We start from the raw sequence: 16,942 nt of genomic DNA, 5'->3' as shown, positions 1-16,942 counted from the left end.
GCTTAACGGGATGGCAAGCTTTATCGTTAACCACTCAGGCCTTGACGCGAGTCCACCATCTGACGCGAATAGAGGTCCAAGGGGGACGTAATGGCGGTTATCGAGAAGGTCAGGCAGCCGAAGGTTTCGGCGCGGACAATGGCGCGCAAGGTGGCGTCGGTCGACACGCGCGTGCTGCCGCTCGATCAGATCGTCCGTGGCGATTGCATCGCGGCGATGCGGGCGATGCCCGACAAGTCGGTCGACATGATCTTCGCCGATCCGCCCTACAATCTGCAATTGGGCGGCGAGCTGTTCCGTCCCGACGGCAGCCATGTCGATGCGGTGACCGACGATTGGGACAAGTTCGACACCTTCGCCGCCTATGACGCCTTTACCCGCGCTTGGCTGGCCGAGGCGCATCGCATTCTGAAGGACACCGGTTCGATCTGGGTGATCGGCAGCTATCACAACATTTTCCGCGTCGGCACCGCGGTGCAGGATCTGGGCTATTGGATCCTCAACGACATCGTGTGGCGCAAAGCCAATCCAATGCCCAATTTCCGCGGCACCCGCTTCACCAACGCGCATGAGACGCTCATCTGGGCGTCGAAGGGCGAGGGCGCGAAATACACCTTCAACTACCGCAGCATGAAGACCCTGAACGACGAGCTGCAGATGCGCTCCGACTGGGAATTCCCGATCTGCGGCGGGCAGGAGCGCCTGAAGAAGGACGGCGTGAAGGTCCACCCGACCCAGAAGCCCGAGGCTTTGCTCTACCGCATCCTGCTCGCCTGCACGAAGCCCGGTGACGTCGTGGTCGATCCCTTCTTCGGCACCGGCACCACCGGCGCGGTCGCCAAGCGCCTGGGCCGCCACTGGATCGGCATCGAGCGCGAGGGCGACTATATCGCCGCCGCCGAGGAACGCATCGCCGCTGCGCTGCCGCTCGATGAATCGGCGCTCTCCACGATGCAGTCGCCGCGTCAGCAGCCCAAGGTCGCGTTCGGCGTCCTGGTCGAAAACGGCTATCTCCAGCCCGGCGCGGTGCTCACCGACACCAAGCGCCGCTTCCGCGTGACGGTCCGCGCCGACGGCAGCCTGCTGTCGGACTGCGGCGCCAGCGGCTCGATCCACAAGCTCGGCGCGACGCTGCAAGGCGCCCCCGCCTGCAACGGCTGGACCTTCTGGCAGCATGAAGCCGGCGGCAAGCTCCAGCCGATCGACACGCTGAGACAGACGTATCTGCTGGCGACGCAGCCCTGACAATCCTCCCCGTGCCGCGGGGAGGGGGACCGCCGCCGAAGGCAGTGGTGGAGGGGGGGCACAAACGATGCCCCAAGAGGAAGCCCCCTCCGACAGCGCTGACGCGCTGCCACCTCCCCGTGCCGGGGAGGAGTGAGGGTTGCCTTGTCGGCCCACAGCAAGGACACGGGAACGATGACGCTCCACCTCCGCCCCGTCCAATTCGTCGACACCCCCGTCACCCAGACCGACGGCGCCGTCGCCCGCCTCGCCGGCGGGCTGCAATGGTTCGCGGCCTATGAGGTGATCGAGGGCGGCACCAAACGCACCGTCCCGGTTGCCGATATCGCCACCCTCGGCGACCGCGCCCAGGCGCTCCACGCCGCTATCACCGCCCCCCGCGCTCCGCTCGTCCTCGGCGAGCGCACGCTCCGCCTCGACCAGCCGCTCGTCGCCGGCATCCTCAACGTCACGCCGGACAGCTTTTCCGACGGCGGCCAGCACAGCGCCGATCCCGCCGCCGCCGCGGCCGCCGGTGTCGACATGGCCGCCGCCGGCGCCGCGCTGGTCGACCTCGGCGGCGAATCCACCCGGCCCGGCGCCGCGCAGGTCTGGGAAGGTGACGAGATCGCCCGCATCCAGCCGGTCGTCGAACGCCTCGCCCGCAGCGGCACGCTCGTCTCGATCGACACCCGCAAGGCCGCGGTGATGGAAGCCGCACTCGCCGCCGGCGCGCAGATCGTCAACGACGTCTCCGCGCTGCTCTGGGACGATCGCGCGCTCGCCGTCGTGGCGCAGGCCGGCTGCCCCGTCGTACTGATGCATTCGCCCGATCCCAAGGAGGGTGGCCACGCCCGCACCGGCTATCGCGACGTGCTGACCGAGGTGTTCGACTGGCTCGACGCGCGCATCGCCGCGGTGGCGGCCGCGGGCATCGACCGATCGCGCATCATCGTCGATCCCGGCATTGGCTTCGGCAAGACGCTCTCGGAGAATCTCGCCCTCCTCAACGGCCTCGCGCTGTTCCACGGTCTCGGCTGCCCGATCATGCTCGGCGCCAGCCGCAAGCGGATGATCGGCGCGCTGGACAATGAAGCCCCGGTGGCGGCGCGCCTCGGCGGCAGTCTGGCACTCGCGCTGAAAGGAGCGGAGGCCGGCGTGCAACTCCTGCGCGTTCATAACGTTTCCGCAACGGTTCAGGCACTGCGCGTGTGGCGCGGCCTGCGTGACCGGGCCCTCGCGGGTGGCTGAACCGTAAAATAGTGTTGCGGTGCAGCATAGCGTGCAGATGTGCGTTATGGCCGCTCCGTCATCATTCGTGAGGTTCCATGATCGTCGCATCCTCCCCTCGATTGAACCGCATCATCGCCGAGGTCTGGAAGCCGCTGACGCTCCTGTTCGTCTGGGACGTCATCGTCACGGTCACTTATTACGTCCTGCCGTTCAAGGCGCCGTCGCTGCCGCTGACGCTGTTCGGCTCGGTGCTGGCGCTGTTCCTCGGCACGCGCGCCAATTCGGCCTATGCGCGCTGGTGGGAAGGGCGTTCGCTGTGGGGGCTGATGATCAACGCCTCGCGCAACATCAGCCGCGAAGCGCGCAACTTCCTGCCCGCCGAAGAGGCGCATGACCTGCGCCGCACGATCGTGCTGCGCCAGATCGCCTATGTGAACGCGCTACGCTGCCAGCTGCGCAAGCAGCCGGTCGACGAACAGGTGCTGAAATATCTGTCGCGTGGCGAGGCGGAGCCGGCGCTGGCCCGCACCAATATCGCCAACGGCCTGCTCGACGGCACCGGCCGCCGCATCGACGATGCGCGCCGCGCCGGCCTGATCGACACGATCCAGCAGACGCGGATGGAATCGACCTTGGTCGATATCGCCAATTCGCAGGGCGGCATGGAGCGGCTCAAGAATACGCCGCTGCCGAACCAGTTCCGCTTCTTTCCGACGCTATTCACCCACGTCTTCTGCATCCTGCTGCCGATCGGCCTCGTCGAGACGTTGGGCTTCGCGACGCCGCTGGGGTCGACGGTGGCGGGGCTGATGTTCCTCGCGGTGCTCGCGATCGGTGACGATCTGGTCGATCCGTTCGCCAATACGGTTCACGATCTGCCGCTGACCGCGATGTGCCGGACGATCGAGATCGATCTGCTCCAGTCGATCGGTGACGAGGCACCCCCGCCGGTCACCCCGGTAAAGGGTGTGCTCTGGTAAGAGCGGGCCGCCGCCGTCGGTGCGTGACCCATTCGGCGCGCATCACGCCGCGGCGTTATCAATCCCCAGCTCGCCGAGCTTGCGGTACAAGGTCGACCGCCCGATCCCCAGCCGCCGCGCGACTTCGGTCATCCGCCCGCGATAATGGCCGATGGCGAGCCGGATCACATCCGCCTCGATATCCTCCAACGGGCGCAGATTGCCGTCGGGCCGGAACAACGTCACGCCGCCACCCGATAGCGTGGCGGTGCCCGCGCTCCCCGGCCGGCGATTGCCCAGCGACGCGATCTGCGGGAAATCCGCCCGCGTCAGCGCCGCACCCTCGCACAGCACCGCTGCGCGGAAGAGCGCGTTCTGCAACTGGCGGACGTTGCCCGGCCAGTCATATTGCACCAGCAGCGCCAGCGCATCGTCGGTGATCCCCAGCGGCCGCAGCCCCGGCTGCTGCGCGATCCGCGCCAGCAGATGTCGCGCCAGCGCCGGCACGTCGGCCAGCCGTTCGCGCAACGGCGGGATCGTCACCTGCACGACGTTGAGCCGGTAATAGAGGTCCTCGCGGAACCGCCCGGCGGCAACCTCGTCGAGCAGCGTCTTATTCGTCGCGGCGATCACGCGCACATCCACCTGCCGCGCGTGACGCGCGCCGATCGGCTGGATTTCGCCCGATTGCAGCACGCGCAGCAGCTTCACCTGCGCCTCGAGCGGCATTTCGCCCACCTCGTCGAGCAGGATGGTGCCGCCGTCGGCATCGGCGAACTTGCCGATCTTGCGTTCGAACGCGCCGGTGAACGCGCCCTTTTCGTGCCCGAACAATTCGGATTCGACGAGATTCGCCGGGATCGCCCCGCAATTGACGGTGACCATCGGCTTCTTGGACCGCGGCGAGGCGGCATGGATCGCATCGGCGACCACTTCCTTGCCGACGCCGCTTTCGCCCTCGACCAGCACCGGCACGCGCGCCCGCGCCGCCTTGGCGGCGATGGCGAGCGCGGCGCGGAAATCGGGCGAGGAGCCGACGATCTCGTCGAACGCCAGCAATGCCGGAATCTTTTCGGTCAGCGGCCGCAATTCCCCCGCCGCCGTTCCCGCCACCGCCGCCTCCAGCGCCGCGAGCAGGCGTTCGGGGGCCAGCGGCTTCACCAGGAAATCGGTCGCGCCGGCGCGCATCGCCGCGACGGCATGCGCGACCGATCCGTTGGCGGTCAGCATCAGGATGGGGAGCGCCGGGCGTCGTTCGCGCAGCTCCGCAATCAGCGGGCCGGCATCGGCGTCGGGCGCCCAATGATCGAGCAGGATCGCGTCAAGCTGCATCCCGTCCTGCGTGCCGAGCTGCGCCAGCGCCATCTCGCCATCGGCGGCGAAGATCGATCGCCAGCCGGCGCGCGCGGCCAGCGCCGACACCAATCGCCGCTGCGCAGGTTCGTCGTCGATCAGCAGAAGCAGGCGCTGCCCGTTGCGCGTCATAAGGTTTTCCGTCCCGGTTCGGGGCAAGCGATACACGGTCGGAGTAAAGGCGGGCTTAAGCCAGCGCACGCGTACCTTGCCTTGACGCCCATGGCGCTTTGCGGGCAGTGATCGTGCAACAGGGGCGAAGGCGCCACAGGCAAACAGGGGTTGGATGATGGCCGGCAACGGTGACATGAAGGCGCATGTGGCGACCTATTCGAGCGTCACGAAGATGCTGTTCTGGGGCGCCATCGCCTGTGCGGTGATCGCCGCGCTGGTGATCTGGCTGATCGCCTGAGCGCCCGCCGACATGAAGATCGCCGTCCTCAAGGAGCATGTTGACGGCGAGCGGCGCGTTGCCGCCACGCCGGAAACCGCCAAGAAATTCATCGCCCTGGGTGCGACCGTCGCGGTGGAAGCCGGCGCCGGTGCCGCCGCCCGTTATGCCGATCAGGCCTATGCCGATGTCGGCGCCAGCGTCGCCGACCGCGCCAGCACGCTCGCCGGCGCGGACATCATCCTCGGCGTGCAGGGCCCCGATCCCGCCGGTCTGACGGGCGCCGCGTCCGGCGCGTGGATCGTCGCCGGCCTTAACCCCTTCGGGGACCGCGCGCGAATCGACGCTTATGCCACTGCCGGCTACGAAGCCCTGGCGATGGAATTCATGCCGCGCATCACCCGCGCGCAGTCGATGGACATATTGTCGTCGCAGTCGAACCTCGCCGGTTACAAGGCGGTGCTCGACGCCGCGGCCGAATATGGCCGCGCCTTCCCGATGATGATGACCGCGGCGGGCACGGTCAGCGCCGCCAAGGTGTTCGTCATGGGCGTCGGCGTCGCCGGGTTGCAGGCGATCGCCACCGCCCGCCGCCTAGGCGCGCAGGTGTCCGCCACCGACGTGCGCTCCGCCACCAAGGAACAGATTCAGAGCCTCGGCGCCAAACCGATCTTCGTTGAGAATGTGAAGGGCATCGAGGGCGAAGGGGCCGGTGGCTATGCCGGCGAAATGAGCGACGAATACAAGGCCGCCCAGGCCGAACTCGTGTCGGCGCATATCGCCAAGCAGGATATCGTCATCACCACCGCGCTGATCCCCGGCCGCCCGGCGCCACGCCTCATCAGCGATGCGCAGGTCGCCAGCATGCGCCCCGGCAGCGTCATCGTCGACCTCGCGGTCGAACAGGGTGGCAATGTCGAAGGCGCGGTGGCGGGCGAGATCGTCGAGCGCCACGGCGTCACGATCGTCGGCCATCGTAACGTCGCCGGTCGCCTGCCCGCCGACGCCTCGGCTTTGTTCAGCCGCAACCTCTACAACTTCCTCTCGACCTTCTGGGACAAGGAGGCCGGCCGCCCGGTGCTCGACGCCGAGATCGGCGATGCCGTCCGTCTGACCAAGGACGGGCAGGTGGTGAACGCTCGGCTGCTCGGCGCATGAGGGGGGCTGTCCTACACGCGGCGAAAGAGCCTAGTTTTGCGGCCATGAACCGCGAATCGCGCCCCCGTTCTGCCACGACGAACCGTTCAGGTTCGCGGTATGGCAAAGAGGGGGGTACCGTTTCGCTTACTTTGTCCACTTTGGAAGCGCCGGTACGCCGCGCCGAATCGGTCGGGAGCTGAATCATGGACTTCGTCGCGATCCTCTCGATCTTCGTGCTGGCCTGCTTTGTTGGATATTATGTCGTCTGGTCGGTCACGCCGGCGCTGCACACGCCGCTGATGGCGGTGACCAACGCCATCTCCAGCGTCATCATCGTCGGTGCACTGATCGCCGGCGCGGCGGCGGGCAGCACCTCGTCGAAATGGCTGGGGCTCTTGGGCGTGGTGCTGGCCAGCATCAACATCTTCGGCGGCTTCGCGGTCACCAGCCGCATGCTGGCGATGTACAAGAAGAAGGACCGGCCGGCACCGGCCAAACACTAAGCACAATACGTCACCCCAGCGCAGGCTGGGGTCTCATGCCGCAGGCGCGCGCTTGCGGAGAAAGATCCCAGCCGTCGCTGGGATGACGGACAGGGGGACAGGATGGAACACGCAACCGCCGGCAGCTCGTTCGCGGCGCTCGCCTATCTGATCGCCGGGGTGTGCTTCATCCTCGCGCTGCGCGGCCTGTCGTCGCCGACGTCCAGCCAGCGCGGCAATCGCTTCGGCATGATCGGCATGACCATCGCCGTGGTGACGACGCTGGTGACGCACGTGCCGATCGACCAGTTGCTCGTCACCGGCGCCACGCCGACCTATGATTACACGGCGATCCTGAGCCGCGTCGATTACGTCACGATGCTCGAAATCCTCGCCGCGATCGGCGTCGGCGCGGTCATCGGCATCACCACCGCGCGCCGCATCGCGATGACCGCGATGCCGCAGCTCGTCGCCGCCTTCCACAGCCTCGTCGGCCTCGCCGCCGTGCTCGTCGCCTGCGCCGCCTTCCTCAACCCCATCGCCTTCGGCATCGCCGACATGGTGATCCCGATGATCGGCCAGCCCTTTGCCGTCATCCATGGCGTCAGCCGCGTCGAGATGGGCCTCGGCGTAGCGATCGGCGCGATCACCTTCTCGGGCAGCGTCATCGCCTTCCTGAAATTGAACGGCAACATGGGCGGCAAGCCGATCCTGCTGCCCGGCCGCCACGCCATCAACCTCGCCGTGCTGGCCGCGATCCTGCTGCTCGTCGCCTATTTCACGCAGGATCAGAGTCCCTGGATCTTCTGGACGATCACGATCCTCAGCTTCGCGATCGGCTTCCTGCTCATCATCCCGATCGGGGGCGCGGACATGCCGGTCGTCGTCAGCATGCTCAACAGCTATTCGGGCTGGGCGGCGGCAGCGATGGGTTTCACGCTCCACAATAGCGCGATGATCATCACCGGCGCGCTGGTCGGCTCGTCGGGTGCGATCCTCAGCTACATCATGTGCCGCGCGATGAACCGCAGCTTCATCAGCGTCATCGCCGGCGGCTTCGGTGCCGAGGCCGCGGCGGGCGGCGGCGGCGACAAGGTCGATCGCCCGTGGAAGCGCGGCTCGGCAGAAGACGCCGCCTTCCTGATGAGCCAGGCCGAACAGGTCGTCATCGTCCCCGGCTACGGCATGGCGGTCGCGCAGGCACAGCATGTGCTCCGCGAAATGGCCGACAAGCTGAAGGAGCATGGCGTCCGCGTGAAATACGCGATCCATCCCGTCGCCGGCCGCATGCCGGGCCATATGAACGTGCTGCTCGCCGAAGCGAACGTGCCCTATGATGAGGTGTTCGAACTCGAGGACATCAACTCCGAATTCGCGCAGACCGATGTCGCCTTCGTGATCGGCGCCAACGACGTCACCAACCCGGCAGCCAAAACGGACAAATCGTCGCCGATCTACGGTATGCCCGTGCTTGACGTCGAAAAGGCGAAGACGGTGCTGTTTATCAAGCGCTCGATGGGCGGCGTCGGCTATGCCGGCGTCGATAACGACGTGTTCTACATGGACAATACCATGATGCTCCTCGCCGATGCGAAGAAGATGGTCGAGGAGATCGTCAAGGCGCTCGACTGATGGCGGCGGCTGTCTCCATTTTGGAGGTAATGGGCATTTCGGCGCCATTTACCTCGGAAATGGAGGTGACTGACCGCGATCCCGCCCCCGGCCCGCGTATCGTGCCGTCATGGGGAAGGCGACGTTTACTGAATGGGCGGGGCAGGGCGGTGCCGGCTCCTACAGACACCGCGGCCGGGCGATGCTGCTGATCGCCGACACGGACGTAGGCGATGCCGCCGACGCGGCCATCGCCGCCGCCGGGGGGCGGCCGTTGCGGCGCATCGCTTGGGCTGAGGTGGAGGCCGGTCTCGCCGCCGTCGTCGCGGCGCCTGTCGTGCTGGCTGAGGCGGGCGGCGTCGCTCCTGAACGGCTGGAGCAGGCGCTGCCCGCGCTGTGCCGCTTCCTCGACGCGATGGAGACGCGCGGCGTCGTCACCTTCGCCACGGACCAGATTGATCTCGTCGCCCGCCACCTGATGGATGCCCCCGTCGAATTGCTCTGCGACGCCACCATCCCGCAGCGCGCGCTGGCCCTGGCGCAGGCGGCGCTGCCCCGGGCGCTGATGCTGAACGACAGCATGCCCGACCGGGTCGAGGATGATCGCCACGCCTACCATCCGCAGGGCTCCGAATCGGACGACCAGCACATCCGGCGGATGGCCGAAGGGATCGCGCAAATCTCGCGCATCACCGCCGGCCTCCTCTCCCATACCGTGCCGGCGGAGGGTGGCCCGGGCGCACGCGACCTCGCCGACCGCCGCCGCAGCTTCGCCAGTGAGCCCGCTACCGGCGGTCAAATGGTCACGCCGCAGGAGGTGCGCCGCGTGATTCAATTACGCCAGTCACGCAGCCGCTTCTTCGGCCAGTTCATCGGCGAAGGGCTCTTTGAAGACCCGGCGTGGGACATGCTGCTCGACCTGTTCGCCGCCGAACTAGAGGGCAATCGCGTCAGCGTCTCCAGCCTGTGCATCGCCGCCGGCGTCGCGCCGACCACCGCACTGCGCTGGATCGCCCGCATGACCGACATGGGCCTGTTCGTCCGCCACCCCGACCCCGTCGACCGCCGCCGCGCCTTCATGACCCTGTCTTCCCGGGCCAGCGAGGCGATGCGCGCCTATCTGGTCGCAGCGCGGAAGGCATGAGTGCGCTTCCCTCTTGCGGTTCCGCTCCGGCTTTGGCAGGGCGGACATCCTCGAGAGGGGGCGCTTAGCTCAGTTGGTAGAGCATCTCGTTTACACCGAGAGGGTCGGCGGTTCGAGCCCGTCAGCGCCCACCATCCCCCCGATGATCAGGCCTGCGCCGCTCCAAAGTCCGACGGCGTCCGCCGCGGACCGCCGCTGCCGCGCCGGTTGAGCGCCTGGCGCACCCTGTCGAGCAATTCGGTGCGTCGATAGGGCTTGCTGAGCACGTCAGTGGCGCGCTTGCGCGGGCCGTTGACGACCAATTCCTCGTTATAGCCGGTGGTCAGCAATACCGAGACGCTGGGATCGCGCTCCATCACCGCATCGGCCAGCATCAGGCCGTTCATGCCGCCCGGCATCACCAGATCGGTGAACAGCAGGTCGATATGGTTGTCGGGATGGACCTTTTCGAAGGTCTTGAGGCCCTGTTCGCCGCTAATCGCGGTGGTGACGCGATAACCCGCGCTGGTCAGGATTTCGCTCGCGACCGCCAGAACTTCGTCATTGTCCTCGACGATCAGCACATGTTCGACATAGCCGCGCGGCTGCGCCGGTGCCGCGTTCAGCGCATCGACGCTGGCATCGGACGTCGCCGCCTCTTCGGTGGGGCGCGCGACGGGGAAGATCATCATGACGCTGGTGCCGCGACCGTCTTCGCTCTCGATATCGAGGCGGCCGCCGGACTGGCGCAGGAAGCCGCTGGCCATGGCGAGGCCGAGGCCCGTGCCCTGGCCGACGCCCTTGGTCGTGAAGAACGGTTCGACCGCGCGCTCGAGCACCTCTGGCGGCATGCCCGTGCCCTCGTCCTTCACCTCGAGCACGACATAGTCGCCGGGCGCCAGTTCGCGTGCGGTTTCGGGCGTGAGCGACAGGCGGCGCGTGCCGATCGTCACCTCGCCGCCATTGGGCATGGCATCGCGGGCGTTGTTGACGATGTTGAGCAGCGCCATTTCGAGCTGATCGGGATCGACGACGACGTGCGGCAGACCCCGGCGCAGGCTGAGATGCAAGTCGACGTATTTCGACACCGAGCTTTCGATCACTTCGCTGAATTCGGTGACGAGGTGGCTGAGGTCGATCGCGCGCGGTTCGAGGCGTGTCTTGCGGGCGAAGGCGAGCAGCTGGCGCGTCAGCTTGGCGCCGCGTTCGGCGGCCGACTGCGCCGCGGCGACGTAGCGCTTGGCCTTGTCGCTGTCGGTGACCGCGGACAGCAGGTCGAGGTTGCCGTTCACCACCTGCAGCAGGTTGTTGAAATCATGGGCGAGGCCGGCGGTGAGCTGGCCGATCGATTCCATCTTCTGCGCCTGGCGATAGCTTTGTTCGACGTTGCGGCGCCGCGTGACGTCGAGCTGGCTGGCGAAGAAATAGAGGAGGTTGCCCTCGACGTCGTAAACCGGGCCGATGAAGACCGCGTTCCAGAAGGGCGAGCCGTCGCGGCGGTAGTTGAGCAATTCCAGTGCGATCGACTGACGTGCCTCGATTGCCTCGCGCAATTCGGCGACGGCCCCGCGATCGGTCTGCGAGCCTTGCAGGAAGCGGCAGTTGCGGCCCAGCACCTCGGCTTCCTCATAGCCGGTGAGGTCGAGGAACGCCTTGTTCGCGAAGGCGATCGGATTGTCGGGCGCGTTCGGATCGGTCAGGATCATCGGCATCCGCGTCATCTCGATCGCGGCGAAGAAGACGTTGCCGCGATCGTCGAGGCCGGGGCGCGTGATCGTGCTTTCGCGCCAGTGATGCAGACCGGGGCGGCCGATCGGATCGTCGTGCCCGCTGTCGATCGTGCCTGCGGAGGGAACCCCGGTCGCCTGTCCGATCAGTGGCGCGTCGGACGCGGTTCGCTGGGTGTCGTCATCCATGGATTCGGGCATGCCGCAGCGAACGCCAACACGCAAGTCGCGACCGTACCGGCATTATTTTACCCGTCATGAGCGATTGCCGCCCTCGTCGCGATATTTGATCTCGAGATAGCGGCCGCGCGTGGACAGGCTGTCGAGGTCACTCTGCGCCAGCCGCGCGGTCATGTCGGCGATCTCTTGCTCGATCAGCCTGAGGCCGGCGACGAGTTCGGCATCCGGCGTACGGCCGTTTCGCTCGACGCGGCGGAGCGGTTCGGGGACGCGCGCATAATCGGTGACGAAGGCGGGCAGCTGTTCGCCGATCAGGCGGCGGACCTCATACGCTTCTTCCTCGCGGCCATCGAGCCGGCCGAGCTGCGGCGACAGCGTTTCGAGCCGTACGCCGATCTGGTCGACCAGCCCGCGCGCCGGCGCCGGCAGCATCGGGCGCTGCGCATCGAGCCAGCGTTCGGTCTTGGCGGGCAAAGTCTTGATGTCGGTTTCGCGCAACACCCTCTCGCTCGGCGCGCGGGCGGCCGGCGCGATGGCGATGGCGATCGTCACCGCCGCCATCAGCAGCAGGACGGCGAGGCCGCCGAACAGGCCGAGCGGCACGACCATCCCCGCCACTGCGGCGGCGATCAGGATGATCGCATTGACCGCGCAGATGATCGCGAAGCGCGTGCCGACACCCACCGCCTTGCGCTTCAGCCGCTTGCCGTGCGCGCGATACACCGTGCCGAGCTTTTCGGTGACCGGCCTGCGATATTCCTCGCTGATCCGGGCCATCGTCGCGCGGGCGCGGGCGATCTGTTCGTCGACCTCACTCATGATCGTTTACAGCGACTCCAGGCGATAGCTGTCGGCCGAGGGACCCTTCAGCGCGCCCTGCGCGGCGCCTTCCGCACGCGCGATATAGCCCTTCGACTTTTCGACCTCGCTGCCGAGCGCGGTGACGGTCGTCTTCATCGAATCGAGCGCCTTGATCTTGAACGTGTCGATCGCATCCATCGTGTCATAGATGTTCTGGAAGGCGCGTTGCAGCGTTTCGAGCGGGATGGTCGACGCGGCGGCCTGTTCGTGGATCGCGGCGGTGTTGCTGCGCAGCAGCTTGCCGGTCGAATCGATGATGTTGGCGGTCGTCGTGTTGAGCTGGGTGATCGATTCCAGCACCAGTTTCTGGTTGGTCAGCGCCTGCGCCACGGTCACCGCGGTGCGCAGTGCCGAGACGGTGGTGGTGCTGGCGCGATCGACGCCCTTCACCAGTTCGACGTTGTTCTTCTTGACGAGGTCGAGCGCGAGATAACCCTGCACCGTCACCGCCATCTGCGTCAGCAGATCCTGCGTGCGCTGGCGCGTGTAGAAGAGCGCGGTTTCGCGGATCGCCTTCGCCTTGGCGGGATCGGTGTGGTCGAGATCGGCGGCGGTTTCCTCCAGCTTGGCGTCCATCGCCTTGCTGAGGTGGATCATCTGTTCGAGGCGGCCCATCGCGCCCCACAGATTGGCGCGTTCGGTATCGATCGCGGCATTGTCCATCAGCAGCTCGTCCTTGCCGGACGCAAGGTTCTTCAGGATCGCGCTGATGTGCGTCTGCGACGACTGATAGCTTTCGAAATAGTCGCGCATCTTCGACCCGAAGGGGATGATGCCGAAGATCTTCTTCGGCCCGCTAAGCGCGCCCTTGCGGCCGGGATCGAGGTCTTCGATCACGCGGCGCAGCTGTGCGAGATCGGCGCCGACGCCGCTCTCCTTGTCCATGGCGCGGATCGGCCGATCGAGGAAGCGGTTCGACTGGCCCGCCGCCTCGCGAATTTCCTTGGCACCCATTGCGGTGATCGCATCGACGCGCTTGCCGAATTCGGGGCTGTTGACGTCTTCGGCGACGAGATCGCGGACGAAGGTGTCGACGCGCGCTTCGAGCTGCGTCTTCTTGGTATCGTCGATCGGCACGAGCCCGGCGGCGCGCTCGGCCTGTACGGTCGGCACGGGATCGGGCGGGGTCAGCACCAGCCCCGGTTGCGTAGGTGCGCTCAGCGTATCGGCGCTCGTCGCCATCATCGTCCTCCAGCGGGCATCGGCCCGTTGCCCCGCAATGTGCCGGTTGCGGGGGCGGGGTTCAAGTGTGTCATTTGAATAATACGCTTGGACGCGGGGCAGGAGGTGATTCGGGCCGCGGAAGTGGACGAAGTGGACGGTACGTTACGTCCCGAAACGCCACCTGTGCTGCGCCTGCCGGCAGAGGGCAGGGCGAGGGTGGGCGTGGCCATCGCGGGAGTATAGCGGATCGGGGGCGTGTAGGACAGAGGCGTGTCCAACTGGTGGGCTACTCCAGAGAAGTGAGACTAAATTCGTCCACTTGCGGACATTAGGTCGTCACCCTTTTCCAAAAAACGTTGGCAACCAAGATCACGCTGATCGCGGCTCCAAACGCTCCAAGCACTTGCAGTGAGGATGTGAATAACGCCTTTGCTGACGTTGGCGCGTCAAGGCCTAGCCATTCGAGTAGGCTGTATCCGAGCGCGCCCATGCCGGCGACCGTTGCCAACGAGAGCATATACGCCAGAGTGCCGACACGACTTGCCCGAGTAAGCACGAAGGCAGCAAGTATGGCCGTGAGCAGACACGCCACGGCCCACCCGAATACCTCGGCAAAACCACGCCAACCCTTCGGGCCGATGCCGTCGGTTAGTCCAGCGAAGCCGATGACAGCTGCCGGAAGGGTGGCCATGCAGCCAATACCTTAATGCACACCGTTTCGCTGCATTGCGCGTTCCCCCGCTCGCATTCTGAGAACGCCTACACCTATCGGAACGCGGTGCAGATTACGTGAGGGCATCGTCCGCTTTCCACGCAAAGCGGACATCAGGTGAGGACTCGTCGGAGCCTCTGGACGTTTGGGTTGCGGGTGCTCCGTGGTATATACATGGCGCATCCTCAGGAGGGTGATTTGGCAGAACCGGCGACTAATCGTACTGTTCGGGCGGCGAAGCTCTTTCGCAATAACGGCAGCCATGCGGTCCGCATCTCAGCGGAGTCCGAGTGCGCCGGCAGTCGCGTACCTATCCAAACGGATGGCGACCGGCTCAGCATCAAGTCGGAACCCCGGCCGGGCCTGATCGGGACGCTGCGAGGTGTGGCGCCGCTCGATCCCGAAGACGCGTTTCCGGACGATCTGCATGATCGCTTGCTGTCGCTCCGAGGAATGTGCAGCCGGGATCGTGACGGGGGCGATAGACATGGAAACGAGGATGGCGCTGAAATGTGGTGGCGCGATGTTGGCGTTCAGTCTGATGTTGCTCGCCGCTGCCTGGCGGGTCTGGTTGCACATTCCGCACGTCGCGGATCTGTATAACCTGGTCTATGACAACAGTCGGCCGGCAAAATCCGAAGATAGTACGACCTTTCTATTCGTGTTTCCGCTGTTTTGCTGCGCGGGCAGCTTGAGTATGCCGATCAGCGCATGGAGGGGAGTGCCCTCCCGTGGCTCCAAGCTCGTCATCCCCTTCCTCGTCTTTGGCATATTCGCGTGTGGATCGATCCTTAGGACGGTGACGGTCGCTCGCTATTACGGCGTCTGAACCTCGGGCCGGACTGGGTTTCCCCGCCCCCTTCCCGCGACGCAACATTTCGGCTATGGGCGCCCGCGATACCCTATAGATCAGGAATTCCCATGAGCCTCCGCAACGTGGCGATCATCGCGCACGTCGATCACGGCAAGACGACGCTGGTCGATCAGCTCTTCCGCCAGTCCGGCACCTTCCGCGACAACCAGCGCGTGGAAGAGCGCGCGATGGATTCGAACGACCTCGAAAAGGAGCGCGGGATCACCATTCTCGCCAAGCCGACCTCGGTCGACTGGGCCCCTCCGGGTGGTGGCGAGACCGTTCGCATCAACATCGTCGACACGCCCGGCCACGCCGACTTCGGCGGTGAGGTGGAGCGCATCCTGTCGATGGTCGACGGCGTCGTGCTGCTGGTGGATTCGTCGGAAGGCGCGATGCCGCAGACGAAGTTCGTGACCGGCAAGGCGCTGGCGCTGGGCCTGAAGCCGATCGTCGTCGTCAACAAGGTCGACCGTCCCGACGCGCGCATCCAGGAAGTGCTGGACGAGGTGTTCGACCTGTTCGTGTCGCTGGACGCGAATGACGAGCAGCTCGACTTCCCGGTGCTCTATGCCTCGGGCCGCAACGGCTATGCCTCGACCGACATGGACGCGCGCGAAGGCACGCTGATCCCGATGTTCGAGACGATCGTCAACCACGTGCCGCCGCCCAACCTGGACAAGGACGCGCCGTTCACCTTCCTGGTGACGCTGCTGGACCGCGACAACTTCCTGGGCCGCATCCTGACGGGTCGCGTCAATTCGGGCACGGTGAAGACCAACCAGGCGATCCACGCGCTCGACGCCGATGGCAACATCATCGAGACGGGCCGCGCGTCCAAGATCCTGTCGTTCCGCGGCCTCGACCGCGTGCCGGTCGATGAAGCAAGTGCAGGCGACATCATCAGCCTCGCCGGCCTGACCGTCGCGACGGTCGCCAACACGATCGCCGACACGACCGTCAGCGAGCCGCTGCACGCGCAGCCGATCGATCCGCCGACGCTGTCGATGCGCTTTGCGGTGAACGATTCGCCGATGGCGGGTCGCGAGGGCAGCAAGGTGACGAGCCGCATGATCCGCGACCGCCTGTTCCGTGAGGCGGAATCGAACGTCGCCGTGAAGGTGACCGAAGCCGCCGATCGCGACAGCTTCGAGGTCGCCGGCCGCGGCGAGCTTCAGCTCGGCGTGCTGATTGAGACGATGCGCCGCGAGGGCTTCGAACTGGGCATCAGCCGCCCGCGCGTGCTGTTCGGCGAGGACGAGGACGGCAAGAAGACCGAACCGTACGAAACCGTCATCATCGACGTGGACGAAGAGCATTCGGGCACCGTCGTCGAGAAGATGAACCTGCGTAAGGCGGAACTGACCGACATGCGTCCGTCGACCGGCGGCAAGACGCGCATCACCTTCTCCGCGCCGTCGCGCGGCATGATCGGCTACCATGGCGAGTTCCTGTCGGACACGCGCGGCACCGGCATCATGAACCGGCTGTTCGAGCGTTATGGTCCGCACAAGGGTCAGATCGAAGGCCGCAAGAACGGCGTGCTGATCTCGAACGGGGCTGGCGAAGCGAACAGCTATGCGCTCGGCCCGCTCGAGGACCGCGGCATCCTGTTCGTCGGCCACGGCGAGGCGCTGTACGAAGGCATGATCATCGGCGAGAACGCCAAGACGGATGACCTGGAGGTCAATCCGATGAAGGCGAAGCAGCTGACGAACTTCCGTGCGTCGGGCGGCAAGGACGATGCGATCCGCCTGACGCCGCCGAAGAAGATGACGCTGGAACAGGCGATCGCGTACATCGACGACGACGAGATGGTCGAGGTGACGCCGAAGTCGATCCGCCTGCGCAAGCGCCACCTGGATCCGCACGAGCGCAAGAAGGCGTCGCGCGCCAAGATGGCGGCGTAAGGCTTTCAGGCTTTGGTTC

15 protein-coding genes and 1 tRNA gene are annotated in these 16,942 nt (G+C 66.1%); 11 read left to right on the top strand and 5 right to left on the bottom strand.

Annotated elements, in window-relative coordinates; genetic code table 11:
• Positions 1-90: 90 nt before the first annotated feature.
• The 3 genes from ACGVWT_RS13895 to ACGVWT_RS13885 all read left to right on the top strand — a co-directional run bounded on the left by ACGVWT_RS13895 (position 91) and on the right by ACGVWT_RS13885 (position 3,437).
• On the top strand, positions 91-1,245 hold the full coding sequence (locus tag ACGVWT_RS13895) for a site-specific DNA-methyltransferase (RefSeq protein WP_394426845.1): 1,155 nt from the start codon (positions 91-93) through the stop codon (positions 1,243-1,245).
• A gap of 174 nt (positions 1,246-1,419) precedes the next feature.
• Positions 1,420-2,475: a dihydropteroate synthase gene (gene folP, locus ACGVWT_RS13890; RefSeq protein ID WP_315460700.1), complete on the top strand. Its 1,056-nt coding sequence runs from the start codon at positions 1,420-1,422 to the stop codon at positions 2,473-2,475.
• Positions 2,476-2,552: 77 nt separating this feature from the next.
• Entirely contained in the window at positions 2,553-3,437 is an 885-nt protein-coding gene (locus ACGVWT_RS13885; protein WP_315460699.1) for a bestrophin family ion channel, read from the top strand.
• A gap of 42 nt (positions 3,438-3,479) precedes the next feature.
• Here ACGVWT_RS13885 and ACGVWT_RS13880 read toward each other — a convergent pair whose 3' ends face one another.
• Positions 3,480-4,901, bottom strand: coding sequence for a sigma-54 dependent transcriptional regulator (locus tag ACGVWT_RS13880; protein WP_017980100.1), 1,422 nt, complete (start codon positions 4,899-4,901; stop codon positions 3,480-3,482).
• Between the two features lie 154 nt (positions 4,902-5,055).
• Between ACGVWT_RS13880 and ACGVWT_RS13875 the strand changes: the two genes are divergently transcribed.
• The 6 genes from ACGVWT_RS13875 to ACGVWT_RS13850 all read left to right on the top strand — a co-directional run bounded on the left by ACGVWT_RS13875 (position 5,056) and on the right by ACGVWT_RS13850 (position 9,671).
• The gene (locus ACGVWT_RS13875; protein ID WP_017980099.1) at positions 5,056-5,181 is read left to right on the top strand and encodes an aa3-type cytochrome c oxidase subunit IV; all 126 of its coding nucleotides are present in this window, start codon (positions 5,056-5,058) and stop codon (positions 5,179-5,181) included.
• A gap of 12 nt (positions 5,182-5,193) precedes the next feature.
• Positions 5,194-6,318 (top strand): NAD(P) transhydrogenase subunit alpha, encoded by a 1,125-nt coding sequence (locus ACGVWT_RS13870; protein WP_315460698.1) that lies wholly within the window; start codon positions 5,194-5,196, stop codon positions 6,316-6,318.
• A 185-nt stretch (positions 6,319-6,503) separates the two neighbouring features.
• Positions 6,504-6,803 (top strand): NAD(P) transhydrogenase subunit alpha, encoded by a 300-nt coding sequence (locus ACGVWT_RS13865; RefSeq protein ID WP_116460466.1) that lies wholly within the window; start codon positions 6,504-6,506, stop codon positions 6,801-6,803.
• Between the two features lie 102 nt (positions 6,804-6,905).
• Entirely contained in the window at positions 6,906-8,414 is a 1,509-nt protein-coding gene (locus ACGVWT_RS13860; protein ID WP_315460697.1) for an NAD(P)(+) transhydrogenase (Re/Si-specific) subunit beta, read from the top strand.
• Positions 8,415-8,523: 109 nt separating this feature from the next.
• Complete coding sequence (locus ACGVWT_RS13855) at positions 8,524-9,537, top strand: MarR family winged helix-turn-helix transcriptional regulator (protein ID WP_315460696.1); 1,014 nt, start codon at positions 8,524-8,526, stop codon at positions 9,535-9,537.
• 58 nt (positions 9,538-9,595) lie between these two features.
• Positions 9,596-9,671 (top strand) — tRNA-Val (locus ACGVWT_RS13850).
• 12 nt (positions 9,672-9,683) lie between these two features.
• Here the strand turns inward: ACGVWT_RS13850 and ACGVWT_RS13845 are convergent.
• From ACGVWT_RS13845 to ACGVWT_RS13830, 4 genes are all read right to left on the bottom strand, one after another.
• Positions 9,684-11,432, bottom strand: a complete 1,749-nt coding sequence (locus ACGVWT_RS13845) for a histidine kinase famiy protein (RefSeq protein WP_394426836.1) — start codon at positions 11,430-11,432, stop codon at positions 9,684-9,686.
• Between the two features lie 66 nt (positions 11,433-11,498).
• Positions 11,499-12,242: a hypothetical protein gene (locus ACGVWT_RS13840; RefSeq protein WP_315460694.1), complete on the bottom strand. Its 744-nt coding sequence runs from the start codon at positions 12,240-12,242 to the stop codon at positions 11,499-11,501.
• A 6-nt stretch (positions 12,243-12,248) separates the two neighbouring features.
• Entirely contained in the window at positions 12,249-13,466 is a 1,218-nt protein-coding gene (locus tag ACGVWT_RS13835; protein WP_315461018.1) for a toxic anion resistance protein, read from the bottom strand.
• A 310-nt stretch (positions 13,467-13,776) separates the two neighbouring features.
• On the bottom strand, positions 13,777-14,139 hold the full coding sequence (locus ACGVWT_RS13830; protein ID WP_315460693.1) for a hypothetical protein: 363 nt from the start codon (positions 14,137-14,139) through the stop codon (positions 13,777-13,779).
• Positions 14,140-14,659: 520 nt separating this feature from the next.
• Between ACGVWT_RS13830 and ACGVWT_RS13825 the strand changes: the two genes are divergently transcribed.
• Together ACGVWT_RS13825 and typA are read left to right on the top strand one after the other, a co-directional pair.
• A complete protein-coding gene (locus ACGVWT_RS13825) occupies positions 14,660-14,989 on the top strand; it encodes a hypothetical protein (RefSeq protein ID WP_315460692.1) in 330 nt (109 codons plus the stop codon).
• A gap of 92 nt (positions 14,990-15,081) precedes the next feature.
• The gene (gene typA / locus ACGVWT_RS13820; RefSeq protein WP_017980090.1) at positions 15,082-16,923 is read left to right on the top strand and encodes a translational GTPase TypA; all 1,842 of its coding nucleotides are present in this window, start codon (positions 15,082-15,084) and stop codon (positions 16,921-16,923) included.
• Positions 16,924-16,942: the final 19 nt, after the last annotated feature.

This window comes from Sphingomonas sp. S6, assembly GCF_043498045.1.
Taxonomy (GTDB): domain Bacteria; phylum Pseudomonadota; class Alphaproteobacteria; order Sphingomonadales; family Sphingomonadaceae; genus Sphingomonas.
The sequence above is the reverse complement of the archived record's forward strand: the minus strand, read 5'-3'. Positions and strand labels throughout refer to the sequence as shown.